This is a genomic window from Xanthomarina sp. (genome assembly GCF_035306605.1).
GTDB lineage: Bacteria > Bacteroidota > Bacteroidia > Flavobacteriales > Flavobacteriaceae > Xanthomarina.
This window is the reverse complement of the sequence record NZ_DATGNR010000047.1, coordinates 86,941-107,462: the sequence shown is the minus strand read 5'-3', so window position 1 is coordinate 107,462 and position 20,522 is coordinate 86,941. Positions and strand designations below refer to the sequence as shown.

Sequence of the window (20,522 nt, the reverse complement as noted above, 5' to 3'; positions counted from 1 at the left end):
CTATAAAGTTAAATTATTATTTATCATACGCTCATTAAATGATTGTATATATGCTTTAATAAACTTCTCTAAAGTGTTTGCTTTTTCTGTTTCCATAGAGATTAAATTCTCTTCGAGCAACGGATCTTTTTTGAAATTATATAAAGCTAAAGATTTTGTTCCGTTAAAAGCTAAATAGTAATCGCCTTCAATAACATGATAAATATTATCTAAATAGTAAACTACGAAGTCTTTGTCGGAAGTGTACGATTTTCCGAAACTGATAGTTTTTTTTGAAATTCCTAAGTAATCTAATACAGAAGGTAGAATATCAATTTGCTGAAAGTTTTTCTCGTGGACTCCTTTTAAATTTTCATTAGAAGGGTCTAAGAATAGAATAGGAATCCTAAATTTTCCAACATTGGTGTTATAGATTTTATTTTTACTACCTGCAGAAGTATGGTCTGCTGTAATCACAAAAAAGGTGTTTTTATACCAATCTTCTTTTTTAGCAGCATCAAAAAAACGTTTTAATGCAAAATCGGAATACGCTACTGTTTCGTGTATTTTAGTATCTCCTTTAGGAAATTTGCCTATATATTTTTCTGGTATGATATAAGGGTTATGAGAGGAAATAGTAAAAATAGTGCTAAAGAAAGGTTCTTTAAAAGTGCTTAACGTTTTATTGAAATATTGTAGGAATTCTTCATCAAAAATACCCCATCGTCCATCAAAAGCCTCAGGGCCTTCGTATTCATCTTTTCCGTAGTAGGCATCAAAACCAGCTACTTTACTGTATTGGTCAAAGTTTTGACTTCCATTAAATGCACCATGGAAAAATGACGTGTGATATCCTTCTTCTTTTAATATTTTTGGAAGCGCATTTACTTTATTTACAGCATAATTTGAAGTGATAATAGAATGTTTTAATAAACTCGGAATACTCGATAGCGTTGAAGGTACTGCGTCTATAGATAGTTTTCCGTTAGCAAAACCATTTTCAAAATAATAAGATTCTGTAATCAAGGAGTCTAAAAATGGTGTAGCACCAATGTTTAAGTTTTCTCTTCCAAAACTTTCTAAAATAATTAAGACTACATTCTTTTTAGTGTTTTCATGTTCAGATTGTATAGAAGTAATTGGGCTGAAAATAGTATCTAATTCTTCCTTTGAAAAATAATTAGGACTACGTAAAACTTCTTTCTTATTTAGGGTTTTTAAGATGCAGAAAGGCGTGTTTAAAACTAAAGCAGAATGATTTAATGCGCCATAACCACTAGAGTCGATAATACGAAGGGGTTTTTTTTGAAAACCACCTCGGCCCAACACTAGGGTTAGCCCCATTACACCTAAAAATATTAAGGTTTGTTTCGTATAATCTTTCTTTGAATATTCTTGTTCTGTAACCGGTAGTTTTAAGTTAGGAATAGCCTTGTAGAAGGCAATAGAAAGTGCAATACCAAGTAATAATAAATACCAAAACTCCATTAAGAAAGAAACTATAAGTCCTGAAATTTCCTGCTCCATTCCTTGGGCAGTAATCATCCCAAAGGTGCTTCTTCTTCCTGTGAATTTATAATATTCAAAATCAATAAAATTAGTGATTATAAAAAGTAAGTTCACGCTGTAAAACACTACTTTCAGTGTCTTTTGGTAAGCATTATTATACTTGAATTTTCCCGGAACACAGTGTAATATTGCAAAAAGAATATTGATATAAGCAATTGCAGATAAGTCAAATCGTAACCCTCCTAAAAATGTATTAAAGAAGGGCTGATTAAAAGTATTGAAGTTAAAAATTAAAAATAATAACCTGCAAAGTTGGTATGTTATTACCACTAATAAAATACGCTTTGCAAAGAGGCTTAAGCTTTTGTAATAATTCGTCATTTTAATACTAAACTGCTACTCCGTATTCACGTAAAGCATCATTTAATGATGTTTTTTTATCCGTGCTTTCTTTTCGTTTTCCAATAATTAAAGCACAAGGAACTTGGAATTCTCCAGCAGGGAATTTTTTAGTATAACTTCCAGGAATTACTACAGAACGAGCAGGGATAACTCCTTTTGTTTCTACAGGTTCATCTCCGGTAACATCAATAATTTTTGTGCTCATGGTTAAAACGACATTTGCACCTAAAACAGCTTCTTTTTCTACGCGAACTCCTTCCACAACAATACATCTTGATCCAATAAAAGCTCCGTCTTCAATAATTACTGGTGCCGCTTGTAAAGGTTCTAAAACACCTCCAATTCCAACACCTCCAGAAAGATGTACGTTTTTACCAATTTGCGCACAACTACCAACCGTTGCCCAAGTATCCACCATCGTACCTTCATCAACATATGCACCAATATTTACATAACTAGGCATTAATATGGTTCCTGCAGAAATATAGGCACCATGTCTAGCTACTGCGTGAGGTACTACACGAATTCCTTTTTCGGCATAGCCAGTTTTTAGAGGGATTTTGTCATGATATTCAAAAATACCAACTTCAAAAGTTTCCATTTTTTGAATAGGGAAATATAAAACTACAGCTTTCTTCACCCATTCGTTTACTTGCCAACCATTTTCTGTTGGTTCGGCAACACGAAGCTTACCTAAATCTAATAAATTAACAACTTCTCTAATAGCAGAGGTAGTTTGTTCTTCTTTAAGTAATTCTCTATTGTTCCAAGCGTCTTCAATTATTTGTTGTAGTTGTTTCATAATATTTATCCACGACTGTGGAAATTCAAATTAATTAATAATACTTTTCGCAAAGATAAAGTTATAATTGAATTCTTTAAGGTCTATTCATTCAAAATACATATTGTTTTGAATGTTTATAGATGTTATTAATGGGAGTTGATGCGTCTTTAATTTTAATATATTAACTTTGTTCTATGGGAAGAATACTAGCTTTAGATTACGGAAAAGTAAGAACAGGAATAGCTGTTACAGACGAGTTGCAAATTATAGCATCAGGACTTGAAACGGTACCAACGTCTGAATTATTATCGTTTCTAAAAGCTTATATAAATTCGGAAAATGTGGAATTATTTGTTGTTGGGGAACCTAAACAAATGAACAATGAACCTTCTGAAAGTGAGGTTCTTATTGTTCCGTTTTTAGAAAAGCTAAAAAAATCCTTTCCCAATATTCCTATAGAAAGAGTGGACGAAAGGTTTACTTCAAAAATGGCATTTCAAACTATGATAGATAGTGGAATGTCCAAAAAGAAACGTAAAGATAAGGCGTTGGTTGATCAGATAAGCGCCACTTTGATTCTTCAAAATTATTTGTATTCAAAATGAACGGTGTGTCATTCAGCTAGTGCATTTCGTCGATTGTACGCACGATTTTTAACTATATATCGGTATTTTTAGTCAGTTCATCTGTGGTTTGTTGTGTCTTTTCTCCATTAATATATATTTACATAACTATTAATCTAAATGAAAACTTATGAAAAAAAACTACCTATTAATATTGTCGGTTTTGGCAATGTTTAGCTTTAATTCTGCTTATTCTCAATTTTGTCCCCCAACAGGCTTTTCAGACGGATCTGCTCTTTACTTTTTTTATAGCCCAGGAGCGGCTATTTGTGATGAGAGACCTAATATGGTTTCGGTTGGAGCAAGTGAGTTTAGTCTAACAACATGTGAACCGGGTTATGCTATTTACACCTTAACAGCAGGTGATGCATTATCGAATATAAATATTTTCGTTGCTGATTTTGGTGTTGGTACTTGTGAGTACACTAATGGAAGTCTTACTCAAGAAACTCTTTCTATAAGTGTGGTGAATCAAGTAATTAAATCAACAAGAGTTTTTCCAAATCCATTAACGGCTGGAAATACTATACAACTTGTGTTTAACGAGAATGTTAAAGGAAAAGCAAGTATGTTCGATATTACCGGCAAAAAATTACTTAGCATCGAAATTGATAACCTAAGAAAGAAACAAGTAGACGTTTCAAGTTTAACAAATGGTGTTTACTTAATTCAAATTGAGGCCGGATCTTCAATAGCAACCAAAAAGGTTGTAATAATGAAATAATTTGTTGAAAATCTAAAAGATAATCGAAACTCCTTTTTTGTAAAGAAAAGGAGTTTTTTTATGCTTTTTTCCTTGATTTTAGATTGTTTTATTTTCTTTAAACTGAATGTCAATTGTTGTATAGTAACTTTAGTAGAAATAAACTTTTTTTCATGAATAAAGAACTACGTTTTTATCGATAAAATATTGTTCTTTATCATATTATCGATTTTACTATGGCTTTCAACAAATTTATTCTTTTTATAGTGTTTAGTAAGGTTATATTTGCTTAGCTATTAATTGGTCATGTAAATATGAGATTACCTATAATATTAATTTTTATTGCTTTTTCATCCATTTTTCAAATGAATTCCCAATCACAGATTGAGTTGCACACTATTTCTCCAGTAAAAATAGTAGCCAGTATGTCAATGGTAGAATTAGAGTTGGTTTCTAAGAAAAAAGATATTTTGAATACTAAAATCAACTCCAAAATAAAAGGGGAAGTGGATTTATTCTTTGTTGCAGAAAAAAGTAAAATCTGTTAAGTAGTTAAATTTTGAATTAAATATAAGTTAAAACTCCTCTTTTAAAAGGGGAGTTTTTTATATATCTAAATTAAAGATTGTATTTTTGCAACGAAATTTTCAAAAAATATATAATGATATTACCTATTGTAGCTTATGGCGATCCTGTTTTAAAGAAAACTAGCGAGGAGATTACCAAAGACTATCCTAAATTATCGGAACTAATAGATAACATGTATGAAACCATGAAAGGCGCCTTTGGTGTAGGTCTTGCAGCTCCTCAAATTGGTTTACCAATTAGGTTATTTGTTGTGGATACTACTCCATTTGCTGAAGATGAAGAATTATCTCCAGAGGAACAAGAGGCTTTAAAAGGGTTTAAACGTACGTTTATAAATGCCAAAATTACTAACGAGGAAGGTGACGAGTGGGCATTTAATGAAGGTTGCTTAAGTATACCAGATGTTAGAGAGGATGTTTTTAGAAAACCTAAAATAACAATAGAGTATCAAGATGAAAATTTTGTAAAGCATGTTGAAAATTTCGACGGCTTAATAGCTCGTGTTATTCAGCATGAATACGATCATATTGAAGGGATTTTATTTACAGATAAACTTTCAGTCTTAAAAAAACGATTAATAAAAGGAAAACTGACAAACATTTCAAAAGGCAAAATAAACGTCGATTACAGAATGCGTTTTCCTAATCAAAAAAAGAAACGATAATATTTGTTTTAATATAACAAACGTAGCATATTTGCGCTCCTTAAAAAGAAATTATGAGTTTAGAAAAAGTATTGGCCATTTCAGGAAAACCAGGATTGTATAAATTGATTACACAAACTCGTGGTGGATTTATTGCAGAATCTTTATTAGATAAAAAAAGACTGTCAGTAAACATTCATCAAAATGTTAGTGTATTAAGCGAAATAGCAATTTACACCTTAACGGAAGAAGTTCCATTACGTCAGGTTCTTAGTAAAATTAAAGAGAAAGAAAACGGAAAAGCAACCTCTGTTAGTCATAAAGACAGTAAAGATGTTTTAGAAGAGTACTTCTTTGAAATTTTACCAGATTACGATGAGGATCGTGTATACCCAAGCGATATCAAAAAAGTGATTCAGTGGTATAACCTACTTCAAAAACATGATATGTTAGATTTTGAAGTAGAAGCAACTGTTTCAGACGAAGAAGAATAGTATATTTTCGAATATCATCAAACAAAAGAATCTAGCACCAAATGCTAGATTTTTTTGTTTTACATTACCCATTATTCTTGTTAAAAATTTTAATTTTATAAAAAGAGCACAAATGAATTCTAGACAAAATCAACTAAAGGCTTTCGATCGTTTATTAACCATTATGGACGAGTTACGTGAACAATGTCCTTGGGATAGAAAACAAACCATGGAAAGTTTAAGGCATTTAACTATTGAAGAGACTTACGAGCTTGGAGATGCCATTTTGGATAAAAATCTAGAAGAAGTAAAGAAAGAATTGGGAGATGTTTTGTTACATATCGTGTTTTACTCTAAAATAGGTAGCGAAACCAAGCATTTTGATATTGCCGATGTTTGTAATAGTATTTGTGATAAGTTAATATCTAGGCATCCACATATTTATAGTGATGTAGTTGTTGAGGATGAAGAGGAAGTGAAACGTAATTGGGAGAAATTAAAATTAAAAGAAGGAAAAACTAGCGTATTAGAAGGTGTTCCTAGAAGCTTGCCTGCTCTAGTAAAAGCAAGTAGAATTCAGGATAAAGTTGCAGGAGTCGGCTTTGATTGGGAAGAACCGAATCAAGTATGGGGAAAAGTAGAGGAGGAGCTAACTGAATTTAAACATGAAGTTAAGAATGGCAATATGGATGCTATGGAAGCTGAATTTGGAGATGTTTTGTTTTCTTTGGTTAATTATGCAAGGTTTTTAAAAATCAATCCTGAAAATGCACTGGAACGAACTAATAAGAAATTCTCAAAACGTTTTCAATATTTAGAAGCCAAGGCAAAAGCTTTGAATAAAAACTTAAAAGACATGACCCTCTCTGAAATGGATGTATTTTGGGAGGAAGCAAAGCGAAATCAAAATATGTAATTGGAAAATCTGTGATTTTCAATTATCCTAAATTTTGGGAGGAAGCAAAGCGAAATCAAAATATGTAATTGGAAAATCTGATATTTTCGAGATTATTGCTCCAATTATGAAGAAATAATGTAAATTTTTCGACTTAAAGTAGTCCAAATACGTTTTCTACACGTATATAAAGTAATTGAATGGCTATTTTCTTTCATAAGTAGTAGATTAATAGCTTAAGTTCTTACCTATAAAGTTGCCATTCAAAATTATAAGAAGGTTATTTTTTAGTTGGGAAAAGAATAACGATTTAGTTAGTTTAGTTAGTTTAAATCCTATTTATGAATAAGTGCTTACTTTATTCAATAAATAGGATTTAATATTTTACAGTACTTGTGTATTCTAATACAACTCTTTAATCTTTTTAAGTTTAGTTTTCCAAAGAGCTAAAGTATCTTTATGTTTTTTAATAGTATCCATAACATCTTTAACTACAGGATTGCTTTCATCTACGTTAGTAAAAAACTGCAAGTTGTTTTCCAGCTGATTGATTTCTGCTTTAACCTCATTAATTTTTTTACTAATAAACGATCGTTCATTATCTAAGTGTCTAGAATCATCAGAATTGTTTAAAACCTCAAGTTTGTTTTCAAATTTTATAAGTTCTGCTTCGGTTTTGTTTAATTTCAAACTTTTAAAATAAGCATCTAGTGTTTTATTTAGTTTACCTTCAATATATCGTTTGTTTGAAGGAACATTTCCAATAGACTTCCATTGGTCTATGTGCTTTTTAATGGTTTCTAAATCTGTTTCCTTATTGCCAGAAAGTTCTAAATTTTTTATTTCCTCTAGCAACTTAACTTTAGTTTCGTATGCTTCTACCTCTTCTTTGTTAGCCTCGTTTTTGGCAGCATTTATTTTATCGAAGTAGTGGTTGCAAGCCGATTTAAATTGATTCCAAATCTTGTCACTATTTTTTCTAGGTACGTGTCCAATTTTCTTCCAATCGTTTTGAATCTTTTTCATCAAAGGAGTGGTAACTTCAAAATCGTCACTATCTTTATTGTCTTCAGCAATTTTAATTAAATCCAATTTCTTCTGAAGATTGTCGTATTGGTCCTTTTTTAGATCCTTGTAATAAGCGTTTTTCTTTTTATTAAAACTTCTAACAGCTGTTTTAAAAGCAGACCAAGTAGCTTCATTTACCTTAATAGGGACTTTTCCAGCTTCAAAAAACTCATTTCTTAAAGCTTCAATTTCTTTAATTTTCTTTTGCCATTCGCTATGGGTTTTAGCACCTTTTTCCCCTAACGTTTTTATTTTATCTATAATGGCTTGTTTGGTCTCTAGGTTTTTTTCATATTCCTTATCCAGTTGATCGAAATACACTTGACGTTTGTCGTGAATTTTCTTGGTTGCTGCTTTAAAGCGCTGCCATATTTCTTCTCGATATTCCTTGTCAACAGGGCCAAGTTCTTCTTTCCACATTTTGTGTAAAACCTGTAGCTCTCTAAAGGCTCTGTTTAAATTATCGTCTTGTGCTAATTCTTCAGCACGTTCAATAATTTTAGTTTTTTGTTCTAAGTTATGCTTAAAGTCTAAATCTCGTAAATCGCGATTTAAATGTAAAAAGTCATAAAATATCTCTACATGATGATGGTATGTGTTCCAAGCATTATTGTATTTATCTCTTGGAATTGGACCAGCATTTCGCCATCTTTCTTGTAAATCTTTAAAGTGTTTATAGGTTGTATTTATGTTTTCTTCAACATTAATTAACCCTTTAATTTCTTCAATTATCTCCAGACGTTCGGCCAAGTTTTCTTTTAAGCTTGTTTCCAAACTTTTATAATGTGCATTGAGTTTGGTACGATACTCTTTAATAGCATCTTTATAGCGATTTTGCGTAGGGTTGGAGTAATAAAAGTCAATTTCATTTCCACCGTCGTTTAAAAATTCTTCTTTCTTTTCGTCTAAAAGAGTGCTAAACTTCGATTTAAATTCACTTCTAATCTCTTCAACATGAGATTTAATGGCTTGAACTTTATGGTTTTTCAACAATTGTTCTAACTCGTCAGCCAAAGCTTCCAATGACATTTTTTCATAGTCTTTTTTATCAATACTATGTCTATCTACACTGCCTTCATCTTCAGCGTCTTCAGCATTAGATTCTTCGATTTCAGAAATTACTTTATCGTCATTTTCTTTTTCCTCCACTCCTGAGGTAACTTCTTCTATTTGTACTGTAGAATTTTCATTGTTTTCAACTGAAACTGTTAATTCCTTCTTTCCGTCTGCATCTTGCAGGTTATCTTGCTCTGACATTTTTAAAATGTTATGGTTCGTAAAAAAATACTCTAGCGTTAAAGATAGTAACAACTGTATTATTTACAAAGGCTTCCCGTTTTTATTTCTTTTAAAATGATATTATGAATTCCATATATCCCAAGCTTTGTCTGCTTGAAATATTAACATCTTAAGGCCATTTATGCATGTGGCTTTTCTGTTTTTTCCTAATTTCAGAAATTTTGTTTCCTCTGGATTGTAGATTAAGTCGAACAAAATATGAGTATTTGAAATGGCTTGGTATGGAATGTTAGGACATTCGTCTATTTTAGGATAGGTGCCTAATGGCGTGCAGTTGATAATTATTTGATGGGTTCTTATAACCTCTTCAGACAAGGATTTGTATGTGTATTCTGTTTCTTTGGAAGAATTTCTTGATACGAAGGCACATTCTATGTTAAGTTCTTCCAAAGCGTATTTTATTGCTTTGCTGGCTCCACCTGTTCCTAAAATTAAGGCTTTTTTATGTATTGGCTTAATTTGGGGTTTTAAGGATTTTGAAAATCCAAAATAATCTGTATTGTAGCCTTTTAGTTTTCCGTTATTTAAAACTTTGATTGTATTTACTGCTCCAATTTTTGAGGCTTTTTCATCCATTTCATCTAAGAAAGGAATTATAATTTCTTTATAAGGAATGGTTACGTTTAGACCTTTTATATATGGATTGCTTTTTAAGATGTTCGGAAATTCTGATATATTCTGAATATCGAAATTCTCGTAGGAAGCATTTAAAATTCCTTCGTTTTTAAATTTGTTTTTAAAATATTCTTTGGAGAAGGAGTATGAAATATTTTTCCCTATAAGACCAAATTTATCCATCGGTTTTTCTAGTTATTCGTCCATATCGTTCTAAGGCAAGAACAATGAAAATGCCAAAAACAATATAAGCTATTGCAAAGTATGTATCGCTTTGTAGTTCTGGTATATATCGTTTATAATTTTCAATAATGGTTCGTCCGGATGAGTCTAGTATATACTGTCCTTGAGTATCCATTTTTAAAATGGTTTTTTTCCAAGGCCAAACCACACCAAGAGAGCCCACAATAAAACCTATAATAGCTGAGATGGTTATGCTTTTGTAGTGTTTTAAAATATAACTTAAAATATGCGAAAAAGTAACTAAACCAACTGCAGATCCTAGTGTAAATACGGCTAAAACTTTAAGCATTCTTAGTCGTTCCTTATTTTCGATAACGCTAAAGTCCCCTGTTATTATTTCAGCAAAAGTGTCGTATAAAGCATTTACCGAATCGACCAAAAGAAGTACATAGTTACCAAGAATTATGAGAATAAAGGAGCCTGAAAATCCAGGTAATGTCATGCCAGAAACACTAATAATTCCACAGAAGAATACAAATAAAAGGTTGTCGTTTTCTGTTGCAGGGTCTAAAAAGCTAATACTTAAACCTATAAGAGTTCCTATTCCTAGTGACATGTAGGTTTTATAATTCCAATCTTTAAAATCTTTGCTTATGTAATAAATTGAGCCAATAATCATTCCGAAGAATACACTCCAAACATAGAGTTCGTAGTGCTTAATTAAATAATCTAATAGTTTAGATATACTAAAATAACTGACGATCATTCCAAAGAATAGTAAACTTAAGAAGCGTCCGTTAATATATTGGTAGAAACTTTTAAAGCGCCTATTTATAAGAAGCTTATAGGCCTTTCCATTTACTTTCTGTAGGGAATAAATAAACTCTTCATAAAATCCAGCAACAAAAGCAACAACACCACCGGAAACTCCGGGAACTTTATTGGCAGCTCCCATTCCCAAGCCTTTTAAAACCAGGAAAAATTTATCGGTAAATGTCCGTGTACGTTGCATTATGCTTGTTTGTTACCTATCTTTTCGAGAATAAAAATAGTTAAAAATCCTACGATAATTAGTGATATGGCAAGTATTAATTGAGAACTCTCGCCATTATTTATGGATGTGTATACAAAAGGTGACACGCTTTCCTCTGTAACAACCTTATACGATTCAAAATCATTTATTTGTTGTTGGTATACGGCTAGTGTTCCTAATTCTGAAACTTCTGAAAATTGTAAGGCTTCACCAGTAGCATCATTTAATACAGTTAAGGATTTTTTCCAAGGCCAAATTTTATTTAATGAACCCACAATAAAACCTGTTAATAAGGCTAAAGTAGTATTTTGATAATGTTTAAATAGCCATTTTAAAACTCTACTAAAACTTAATAGACCAACTATAGCTCCTGCGGCAAAAATCGCGATTCGTTTAAAATCCCAGTCGTGTATTGCATCGCTTAAGGTTTTATAGGCCCCCAAAATAACTAAAATAAAAGATCCAGAAATTCCTGGTAAAATCATGGCGCAAATTGCTATGGCTCCTGCTATAAATAAAAATAATGGGTTGTTATTGCTTGCCATAGAAGGCAAGGTAGTTATATAATAAGCTATAAATGCACCTAGAATTAAAGCTATAAAAGTAATAGGGTTCCACTTGGTTATTTGCTTTGCTACAAAGAAAATACTGGCTATGATTAGTCCAAAAAAGAATGACCAAATTAAAATTGGATGTAATTCAATTAAATACTTCGCTAAACGCATAAACGTTACGAAACTAGTGAAAATTCCTAGTAAAAGAGCTAGAATAAAATTGCCATTTAATTCTTTCCAAAAAGCTTGAAACCCATTTGTACGAAGCGTTTTTAACAAGGATATGTTAACGTTGCTAATAGTGGATATAAGTTCTTGGTAAATGCCAGATATAAGGGCTATTGTGCCTCCAGAAACTCCTGGAACGGCATCGGCAGCACCCATGGCAAGCCCTTTTAGTGTTATGAAAAAATAATCTTTAAAACGTCTTTGCATGGTTAGTTTAAAAATAGAAAACCAAAGGTATGTAAATTTAATCAGACGTTTTTGCTATTGTTTGGATTTAAGCAAGTTTTTAATTTGTCGTTTTTTATACACTTTTGGAAAAAGTTCTTCAATAATAAAAGCGTATTCCGTATTAAAACAAAGTCCGTTTTTTAAGTGGTATTCTCCTTTTTCACTTTCATTTAAACTAAAATACAAACCAGCTAGTCGATATTCAATTTCAGCATTTTCTGGATAGAATTCAGAAGCTTGAAGAAAATTTAAAATAGCAGATTCAGGTTCGCCAAGTTTTAATAAAATATCGCCTCTAACCAACCAAGTTTCTAACTCGTAGTTTCCTAAATCTAAAGCTTTTTTATAGCCTCGTTCAGCTTCTTCTAAAAAGTTTAATCTAAAATTTAATTGGGCATATAATTTCCAATATGCCATGTTTTCGGAATCGATATTTATTGCTTTATTAATATAATAAAGCGATTTTTTATAGTTTCCTTTTTTGTTATAATATTTAGTAATAGCAATCCAGCCCTTGTCTAATAAAGGGTCTTCTTTTATTGTTTTATTGTAGTACTGAATAGCCAGCTCGTCTTGCTCTAGCTTTTCATAACAATGTCCTATTCTTAGTAGAGCAAATGAGGTGGCGTCGTCAAGTTCTAGTGTTAATGAATAGGCTTCTAGCGCGTCTTCATAGCGTTTAAGTTTTTCTAATACCTTTCCTTTTTCCAAGTAAGCTCCTACAAAAGTATCGTCAGAAATAATTGCAAAATCGAATGCGGTTAAGGCTTTGTTAAACTCTTTTAAGGCATAATATTGTTTTCCTAATTGATGCCATGCGACTTCACTATACGGATTTCTATTTAAAAAGTTGTTCAAATACTCAATAGCCTCGTCTTGTTGATCAAGGAATTCAAAACAATAAATTAGGTTGTATAAGGCAGAATAATCTTCTGTATCCTCGTCCATACATTTAATAAAATAGTATTTAGCTTCTTCAAATTTATCTAAGAATAAATACTCCATTCCTATTAACGAGTAAATATCTTGAACGTCATCAGTAAGTTCTAATGCCTTTTTTAATACGTGTATGGCTTTTTTATGATTGTCTTTTTTCGAGAAAATATTAGCTTTTTGAATGTATATTTCTTCGTTATTAGGTTCTAAATCATGAAGCTCATTAAGTAAAGCATCCGCTTCGCTTAGTTTATCTTCAAACACCAGAACTTCAACTTTAAAAAGCTTTAAATTGATAGAATCGGGATGTTGTTGCAGGCTTAATTTAATGGCTTTTTTAGCCAATGAAATTTTACCCAAGGTCAAATAATGATGAATAATATTCTCAAATTCTTCCGAGTCAAAAAACAAAATATGATTCGTTTTTAACATCGATTCAAATTTTGTTAATGATATATTATTATTGGGACTAAACTCCATAAGCACTTTTATATAGATATAGTACTAAATTTAAGGTACTATTTTATTTTTATGATAAGTTTGCTCAAATCTTTTTAACAAAGTAATGAACACTTATTTGATTGATTGCTGGGTTTGTTGATTATCAGCGGGTTGGTTGGCTGTGTTTTGATTGGATTTTATCTAAAACTTTTAGGATAATTTGACATCCTTCCACGATTTCTTCATTCGATATGGTTAATGGAGGTGTTATCCTAATGGCTTTTGGTTCAAAAAGTAGCCAAAATAAGATAAGTCCTTCGTCTTGACAAGCTAAAATAGCTTCAGTTGTTATTTCTGCTGAAGGCGTCATAGCGGCCAACATTAGCCCTTTACCACGAACACCTAATATTAACGGATGAACTAGATGTTTTCTAAAAAGCTGTTCTTTTTCTAGGGTTTGAGCTATTAAATTACTTTTCGTTACTTCCTTTAAGGTTGCCAATGCTGCAGCTGCAATTACTGGATGTCCACCAAAGGTTGTTATATGTCCTAATTTTGGATTGTCTTGTAATAAATCCATTAATTTAGCCGATGCTGTAAAAGCGCCAATTGGCATTCCTCCACCTAAACCTTTCCCTGTTACCAAAATGTCAGGTACGCAATTATAATGTTCAAAACCAAAAAGCTTGCCAGTTCTTCCTATTCCTGGTTGAATTTCGTCTAATATTAATAATGCTCCTACTTTATCACATCGTTCTCTAACTTTTTCTAAATATCTGTTTTTAGGTTCAATAAAACCAGCGCCACCTTGTATAGTTTCTAAAACAACACAAGCTGTATTTTTAGTTATTTTATTTAGATCGTCCTCGTTATTGAATTCAATAAAAGAAGTGTCTGGCAACAAGGGTCTGAAGGCTCTTTTACGCTCTTCATAACCCATAATACTCATAGAACCCATGGTATTGCCATGATATGCATTCTTTGCAGAAATAATTCCGCTTCTACCCGTTGCGCGTTTCGCCAATTTTAAAGCACCTTCTATTGCTTCAGTTCCCGAATTAGTTAAATAGGTTTTTTCTAAGTTATTAGGTAAGTGTTTAGCTAATAATTTAGCCAGTTCTACAGCTGGTTCCTGAATGTATTCGCCATAGACCATTACATGTAAGTACTTGTCTAATTGATCTTTTATGGCGGTAACCACTTTGGGATGCCCATGACCTAGAGTGCAAGCTGAAACACCAGCCACGAAATCTAGATAGGCTTTGTTGTTAACATCATAGATATATGAGCCCTTAGCATAAGAAACTTTCATAGCTAATGGGTGTGGGGATGTTTGTGCTTGATATTTAAAAAAATCTATAGCCATTTATTTACTTACTTTTTTTGGTAACAACCCTTTTTTTGTTTTGGTTGTAGGCTTGGTATTCTCTTTCTTCATTTTTGCATCATCCAAAATATCTTGTGGAATATGTCTACCAGCCTTAAATGTTTTGTTTTTGCCTTTATCTTCTTTCGAATTGGCTTCAATTGTTGGTTTTTCTGATTTTCGTGCTTTTTCAACCCGTCCAATCATACTGTCGTCGAAAAACTCTTCTTGTGGCACATAATCATCCAAGCCTTTTATAATAGGTAGGTTTAAAGGAGGATCATCACTAAATAAGTCTTCTACATTTTTTGGTCTTTCTTCTTCTCTCCAATCGAACCCTCTAAGTTTTCTTGCGTTTTTGGGGAATTCAGATTCAGGATAAGTCTTTGCATCAATTTGGTTGTACCGATTGTATTGCTCAATTTCTCCATCATTAAAAAAGATAGAAATACTACCTGATTTTGCTTTGTCTATTCCAACTAGTTCTTGTTCATCATTCCTAGCATAAAAAATAGATTCAGCATTTTTAAGGATGTCCACTTGTTTTAAATTGTTCTGATCATCGAACAGTCCAATGAGACTTTTTCCTGAAATCTGATTGTATCCATCTTGGCTAATTGTATCCTTGCTAATTAAAAATGCGTCATAAAAAACAACCAAGGAATCTAGTTTTTCAGTTTTAGGGTTGGATTTAATATGAATGGTATCACCTGTTATTTGGTTTTCTAAATTCCAAATTACCGGTCGACGTTTTACTGCAAAGGCATCTTTAGACGATAATGATGAAATATTAATAAGTTGCGTTAATCCTGTGTGATGATTGACATGGATGGAGTCTGCCTTACCACTCATATCCGACTTATACATTTTTGTGTTTCTAAAGGCTCTAGTAATTCTTTTATCTGGTTTTCCAGTAACCATAAGCGTATCTGCGTGGATATAGATAGAATCCTTTTCTTGAACAGATATTGCCAAAGCTCTTTTAGTTATAAAAACAGAATCTTTAGCCTTGTAAACTTCAGCATAATGTCCTTTAATAATACTTTTGTTTACTGTATCTGTAACTTTTATGTTGTTGGTTGCAGAGGCAAAATTTCGGTTGTTGTCAAAATACATACTATCTCCTTCAAAGACACGATTGTCATACTCAATCTTTGTTTTTTTAACGCCGTAACCTGTTTTGTTTTCTGTGTCGTAAAAACCTTTTTCACAGTAGGTTTTACTTTCGTCGGTAACAATGGTTGAAGGGCCATACAAATAGGCGTGTCCACTTTCCGAATAAAAGTCTAAGTGTTTGGTGTTGATTTTATAATCAGGATGTGTTAAAACCACGTTGTTTACAAATTGGTATTTTTTTGCATCCATATAATAGCGTCCAATTTGACTGGTAATAGTTCCTGAAGAATCACGAACTACCTGACCGCCACTTTTATAATAAGATTGTTGTTTAACACGGTCAAAAAACAGAGTGTCAGTAGTTAAGGTGGAGTTTGGCTCTTTAAGAATGACTTCGCCACTAGCAAAAGCCAATTTTGTTTTCCCACTATATTCTACATATTTGGCAGTCATATTAATGGTGTCTCCTTGAATCATTTTTACGTTGCCATAAGCTTCAATAAAATCATCGTTGCTGTAAAGTAAAGCTTGGTCGCAATACATGTTTACACCTTCGTGGATGACGTGTATTTGTTGGGAGTCATCACGGGTCATTACTTTTAGTCCTGGGGCATCTTCTTCTTTAAATTCTAAAAAACCAGAATATTTAATCTCTATGCGCTTTTGTTCTTGGGCGAAAGAAAAGCCAAAGAATAACAGGCATAATAAAAAGCTAAGTAAAATTTGACTTGGTTGTTGCAACATTATAAATTTTGACAAAAATAATGATTAATACGTTCGGTTGAGTTGCATTAAGATATTTTTAATAGAAAAGACCTTTCGAGTTTAAATAACTTGAAAGGTCTTATGTTGTATTTTGTAAGTTGATTATCTAAAAATAGTTTGTTTTCTATCAGGTCCAACAGATACTAAATGAATAGGGATTTCTAATTCTTTTTCTAAGAAATCGATGTAGTCGTTCAATTCTTTTGGGAACTGAGAAGTTTCTGTCATTTTAGTTAAATCTTCTTTCCAACCTTTGAATTCTGTATAAATTGGATCTAGGTTTTCAGGTTCGATATTATATGGTAAATGAGTTATAGTTTCACCTTTATACTTGTATGCGGTACAAACTTTTAAGGTGTCAAACCCAGAAAGTACATCACCCTTCATCATCATTAATTTGGTTACACCATTAACTTGACATGCATATTTTAAAGCGATTAAATCTAGCCAACCACAACGTCTAGCACGACCAGTTACCGCACCAAATTCATTTCCTATTTTTGCCATTTTCGCACCAACTTCATCAAATAATTCTGTTGGGAATGGTCCAGAGCCAACACGTGTTGTATAGGCTTTAAAAATACCGTAAACTTCGCCAATTTGGTTTGGAGCCACGCCTAAACCAGTACAAGCTCCGGCCGCTGTTGTGTTACTTGATGTTACGAATGGGTAGGTTCCAAAATCGATATCTAGTAAAGATCCTTGAGCTCCTTCAGCTAAAATAGTTTTTCCAGCTTTTTGGGCTTGGTATAGGTATTCTTCAGAATCTATAAATTGTAAAGATTTTAAAACTTTCACAGCTTCAAAAAACTCTACTTCCATTTCTGCCAAGTTGTATTGAATATCTACATTGTAGAAGTTAATCATGGCTATGTGCTTGTTTGCTAAAGCACGATATCTTTCTTTCCAATCGGCAAGTTCTAAATCTCCAACACGAATTCCGTTTCTACCGGTTTTATCCATATAAGTTGGTCCAATTCCCTTTAAAGTTGAACCAATTTTAGCTTTTCCTTTTGAAGCTTCACTTGCAGCATCCAACAATCGGTGTGTTGGAAGGATAATGTGTGCTTTTCTAGAAATAATCAAGTTGGTTTTATAATCGATATTGAATTGGTCTAGACCTTCCAATTCTTTGGCGAAAACCACTGGATCGATTACTACTCCGTTACCAATAACATTGGTTGATTCTTTATGAAAAATTCCAGATGGGATGGTTCTTAAAACGTGTTTAATTCCATCAAATTCAAGCGTGTGTCCAGCGTTAGGCCCACCTTGAAAGCGTGCAATAATGTTGTAGTTGGAGGTAAGAACATCAACAATTTTTCCTTTGCCTTCGTCTCCCCATTGTAGTCCTAGTAGTAAATCTACTGCCATTGTAAAATAAGTTATTTGTTTGTTTTTCTGTTGCCGTAAAAGTAGAGTGAATGGTTTTTAATTTCAATATCAAAAACCTCTTCTATAGTTTTTTTTATACTTTGAATTCTTGGATCGCAAAACTCAATAACTTCACCAGTATCTGTTAATATAACATGATCGTGTTGTTTATCGAAATACGATTTTTCGTAATGTGCTTGATTTTGACCAAATTGGTGTTTTCTAACCAAGCCGCAATCTAATAAGATTTCAATGGTATTATAAAGCGTAGCACGCGACACACGATACTTTTTGTTTTTCATACTTAGGTATAAAGACTCTATATCGAAGTGTTCATCGCTATTATAAATTTCTTGTAAAATGGCATAACGCTCAGGTGTTTTACGGTGCTTGTTTTCTTCTAAAAAAGCAGTAAACACGTTTTTTACAATTTCTTGGTTCTTTGTATCTGTTTTTAAGCTCATAGTTGTGTGCAAATTTACATTAATTTTTACACTCTAGATACTTTATCTATACCATTAATTTTTTTCAAGTTATCCATTAGTTTTTTAAGTAAGGTGTTGTTTTTAACAACAACATTTATTTTTCCAGAAAAAAGGCCGTCATCACTTTGAAAACTTAAGCTTTTCATATTTACGTGCATGTTGGCAGAAATAACTTTAGTTATATCATTGACCAAACCTAAATTGTCAATTCCAGAAAGAATAATTTGAGCAGCAAATTCTTGTTGCGAAGAATCTATCCATTTTGCAGTCATGATTCTATATGCGTAATTGGACTGCAGGCTTACCGCATTCGGACAGTTTTGTTTATGTACTTTTAGACCATCATTTATAGTTAAAAATCCAAAAACAGCATCTCCAGGAATAGGGTTGCAGCAATTAGCAAATTTGTAATCTAGTTTTTCTCCTTCCTTTCCAAATACTAATAAATCGTATTTGGAGGTAATTTCATCTTTGTCCAGTTCTTCTTTGGAAAGTGTAGGTTTTCGAGAGATTTTATTTTTAATATAACTCATAAAGGCATTACTTCTAGATGAAGCATACTCTTTAATCATGGCATTATCAATAGTTCCAATACCTACTCTATAAAATAAATCTAAACTAGTTTTTAACTTGAAGTGATTAACCAATTCGTTAACCGACTTTTCGTTTAAAATTATTTTTAACTGTTTTAATTTTCTTCTTAAAATTTCTTTTCCTTCTTCGGCAATTTCTTTTTTATCTTCTTTTAAGGCCGATTTAATTTTACTTCTTGCCTTGGCAGTTGTTGCATAATCGAGCCAGTTTGAATTTGGTTTTGCAGAATCGGAAGTTAAAATATCTACACGGTCACCACTTTTTAACACATGACTTAAAGGAACTAATTTTCCGTTTACTTTGGCTCCACGGGTTTTCATTCCAACTTCTGTATGGATGCTAAAAGAAAAATCTAAAGGAGTAGCTCCTTTTGGTAGAGATTTTAATTCACCTTTAGGTGTAAACACAAAAATTTCTTTGGAATATAAATTAAGTTTAAACTGTTCTACAAAATCAACTGCATTGGTTTCATGATTTTCTAAAGCTTCTTGGAGTCTTGAAATCCAAATGTCCAAACTATCGTCTATATCGCTACCTTGTTTGTATTTATAGTGTGCAGCAAAACCTTTTTCGGCTACTTCATTCATGCGCTCACTTCTTATTTGCACTTCTACCCATCTGCCTTTTGGTCCAACAACGGTAATATGCAAAGCTTCGTAGCCAGTAGATTTAGGTGAAGAAATCCAGTCTCGAAGTCTGGTAGGGTTTGGTCTAAAGTGATCGGTTACAATGGAGTAGATTTTCCATGCAAGGAATTTTTCATTTTCGGGTTCACTTTTATAGATAATCCTAACGGCAAATTTGTCGTAAACTTCATCAAAGGAAACACCTTGATTTTGCATTTTTCTACGAATAGAAAAAATAGATTTAGTTCTACCTTTTATTTCGTAATCTAATTTTTCTTTGTCAAGAGTGGTTTTTATAACGCTTGTAAATTCATCAATATAGGCATCCTGCTCTTCTTTACTGTCTTTAATACTCGTTAAAATATCGTGGTAAACCTCCGGTTCGGTATATTTTAAACCTAGGTCTTCAAGTTCCGATTTTATATTGTAGAGCCCAATTCTATGTGCTAAAGGCGCATAAATGTATAAGGTTTCAGATGCAATTTTTATTTGTTTATCTGAACGCATGGATTCCATAGTCTGCATATTATGCAGTCTGTCGGCAATTTTTATGATAATTACCCTAACATCGTCGTTAAGGGTTAAGAGCATGCGTCTAAAGTTTTCAGCTTGAAGAGACACATCCATCTCTGTGTCTAAGGATGAAATTTTAGTTAAGCCATCTACAATTTTTGCAACGGTTTCACCAAATAATCGTTCAATATCGGAAATTGAATAATTATCGTTGTCTTCAACCACATCATGAAGAAGTGCTGCAGCAATTGAGGTTGCATCCATTCCAATTTCTTGAGCTACAATTTTAGCTACAGCAATTGGGTGGAAAATATAAGCTTCTCCCGATTTTCGTCGTTGGTCTTTGTGCGCATCTACTGCCACATCAAAAGCTTTTCTAATGAGTTTTTTATCTTCATCTGTAAGTGTTCTGTAACTTACTCGAAGTAGCTCTTTATAAGCCTTGGCAATTGCAACATTTTCTTTCTCTAGCTCTTGTTCTGTCATAAATTTAAAAATA

The 20,522-nt window shown here is 32.4% G+C and carries 18 protein-coding genes; 6 read left to right on the top strand and 12 right to left on the bottom strand.

Annotated features, from left to right (window positions below; genetic code table 11):
* Both VKY41_RS07450 and VKY41_RS07445 read right to left on the bottom strand, forming a co-directional pair.
* Positions 1-1,602 (bottom strand): LTA synthase family protein, encoded by a 1,602-nt coding sequence (locus VKY41_RS07450; RefSeq protein WP_500813809.1) that lies wholly within the window; start codon positions 1,600-1,602, stop codon positions 1-3.
* 274 nt (positions 1,603-1,876) lie between these two features.
* The gene (locus VKY41_RS07445) at positions 1,877-2,692 is read right to left on the bottom strand and encodes a 2,3,4,5-tetrahydropyridine-2,6-dicarboxylate N-succinyltransferase (protein ID WP_500813808.1); all 816 of its coding nucleotides are present in this window, start codon (positions 2,690-2,692) and stop codon (positions 1,877-1,879) included.
* 176 nt (positions 2,693-2,868) lie between these two features.
* Here VKY41_RS07445 and ruvX point away from each other — a divergent pair, with 176 nt between their 5' ends.
* From ruvX to mazG, 6 genes are all read left to right on the top strand, one after another.
* Positions 2,869-3,279, top strand: a complete 411-nt coding sequence (ruvX, locus tag VKY41_RS07440; RefSeq protein WP_500813807.1) for a Holliday junction resolvase RuvX — start codon at positions 2,869-2,871, stop codon at positions 3,277-3,279.
* Between the two features lie 148 nt (positions 3,280-3,427).
* Complete coding sequence (locus VKY41_RS07435) at positions 3,428-4,021, top strand: T9SS type A sorting domain-containing protein (protein ID WP_500813806.1); 594 nt, start codon at positions 3,428-3,430, stop codon at positions 4,019-4,021.
* Positions 4,022-4,365: 344 nt separating this feature from the next.
* The gene (locus VKY41_RS07430) at positions 4,366-4,548 is read left to right on the top strand and encodes a hypothetical protein (protein ID WP_500813805.1); all 183 of its coding nucleotides are present in this window, start codon (positions 4,366-4,368) and stop codon (positions 4,546-4,548) included.
* Between the two features lie 113 nt (positions 4,549-4,661).
* Positions 4,662-5,252: a peptide deformylase gene (gene def, locus VKY41_RS07425; RefSeq protein WP_500813804.1), complete on the top strand. Its 591-nt coding sequence runs from the start codon at positions 4,662-4,664 to the stop codon at positions 5,250-5,252.
* A 53-nt stretch (positions 5,253-5,305) separates the two neighbouring features.
* Complete coding sequence (locus VKY41_RS07420; RefSeq protein ID WP_500813803.1) at positions 5,306-5,725, top strand: DUF5606 family protein; 420 nt, start codon at positions 5,306-5,308, stop codon at positions 5,723-5,725.
* Between the two features lie 112 nt (positions 5,726-5,837).
* Positions 5,838-6,620: a nucleoside triphosphate pyrophosphohydrolase gene (gene mazG, locus VKY41_RS07415; RefSeq protein WP_500813802.1), complete on the top strand. Its 783-nt coding sequence runs from the start codon at positions 5,838-5,840 to the stop codon at positions 6,618-6,620.
* Positions 6,621-7,001: 381 nt separating this feature from the next.
* Here mazG and VKY41_RS07410 read toward each other — a convergent pair whose 3' ends face one another.
* The 10 genes from VKY41_RS07410 to VKY41_RS07365 all read right to left on the bottom strand — a co-directional run bounded on the left by VKY41_RS07410 (position 7,002) and on the right by VKY41_RS07365 (position 20,509).
* The gene (locus VKY41_RS07410) at positions 7,002-8,924 is read right to left on the bottom strand and encodes a DUF349 domain-containing protein (RefSeq protein ID WP_500813801.1); all 1,923 of its coding nucleotides are present in this window, start codon (positions 8,922-8,924) and stop codon (positions 7,002-7,004) included.
* Between the two features lie 102 nt (positions 8,925-9,026).
* A complete protein-coding gene (locus VKY41_RS07405) occupies positions 9,027-9,764 on the bottom strand; it encodes a shikimate dehydrogenase family protein (RefSeq protein WP_500813800.1) in 738 nt (245 codons plus the stop codon).
* On the bottom strand, positions 9,757-10,776 hold the full coding sequence (locus VKY41_RS07400; RefSeq protein ID WP_500813799.1) for a DUF368 domain-containing protein: 1,020 nt from the start codon (positions 10,774-10,776) through the stop codon (positions 9,757-9,759). The genes VKY41_RS07405 and VKY41_RS07400 overlap by 8 nt, the downstream gene beginning before the upstream one ends.
* On the bottom strand, positions 10,776-11,786 hold the full coding sequence (locus tag VKY41_RS07395) for a DUF368 domain-containing protein (RefSeq protein WP_500813798.1): 1,011 nt from the start codon (positions 11,784-11,786) through the stop codon (positions 10,776-10,778). The genes VKY41_RS07400 and VKY41_RS07395 overlap by 1 nt, the downstream gene beginning before the upstream one ends.
* 54 nt (positions 11,787-11,840) lie before the next feature.
* Positions 11,841-13,223 (bottom strand): tetratricopeptide repeat protein, encoded by a 1,383-nt coding sequence (locus tag VKY41_RS07390; RefSeq protein WP_500813797.1) that lies wholly within the window; start codon positions 13,221-13,223, stop codon positions 11,841-11,843.
* Positions 13,224-13,347: 124 nt separating this feature from the next.
* Positions 13,348-14,550 (bottom strand): aspartate aminotransferase family protein, encoded by a 1,203-nt coding sequence (locus VKY41_RS07385; protein WP_500813796.1) that lies wholly within the window; start codon positions 14,548-14,550, stop codon positions 13,348-13,350.
* The gene (locus VKY41_RS07380; RefSeq protein ID WP_500813869.1) at positions 14,551-16,410 is read right to left on the bottom strand and encodes an OstA-like protein; all 1,860 of its coding nucleotides are present in this window, start codon (positions 16,408-16,410) and stop codon (positions 14,551-14,553) included.
* 123 nt (positions 16,411-16,533) lie between these two features.
* Entirely contained in the window at positions 16,534-17,805 is a 1,272-nt protein-coding gene (locus tag VKY41_RS07375) for an adenylosuccinate synthase (RefSeq protein ID WP_500813795.1), read from the bottom strand.
* Positions 17,806-17,816: 11 nt separating this feature from the next.
* On the bottom strand, positions 17,817-18,269 hold the full coding sequence (locus VKY41_RS07370; protein ID WP_500813794.1) for a Fur family transcriptional regulator: 453 nt from the start codon (positions 18,267-18,269) through the stop codon (positions 17,817-17,819).
* 26 nt (positions 18,270-18,295) lie between these two features.
* Positions 18,296-20,509 carry a RelA/SpoT family protein gene (locus VKY41_RS07365; RefSeq protein WP_500813793.1) on the bottom strand — a complete coding sequence of 738 codons (2,214 nt, stop codon included), beginning with the start codon at positions 20,507-20,509 and terminating at the stop codon, positions 18,296-18,298.
* Positions 20,510-20,522: the final 13 nt, after the last annotated feature.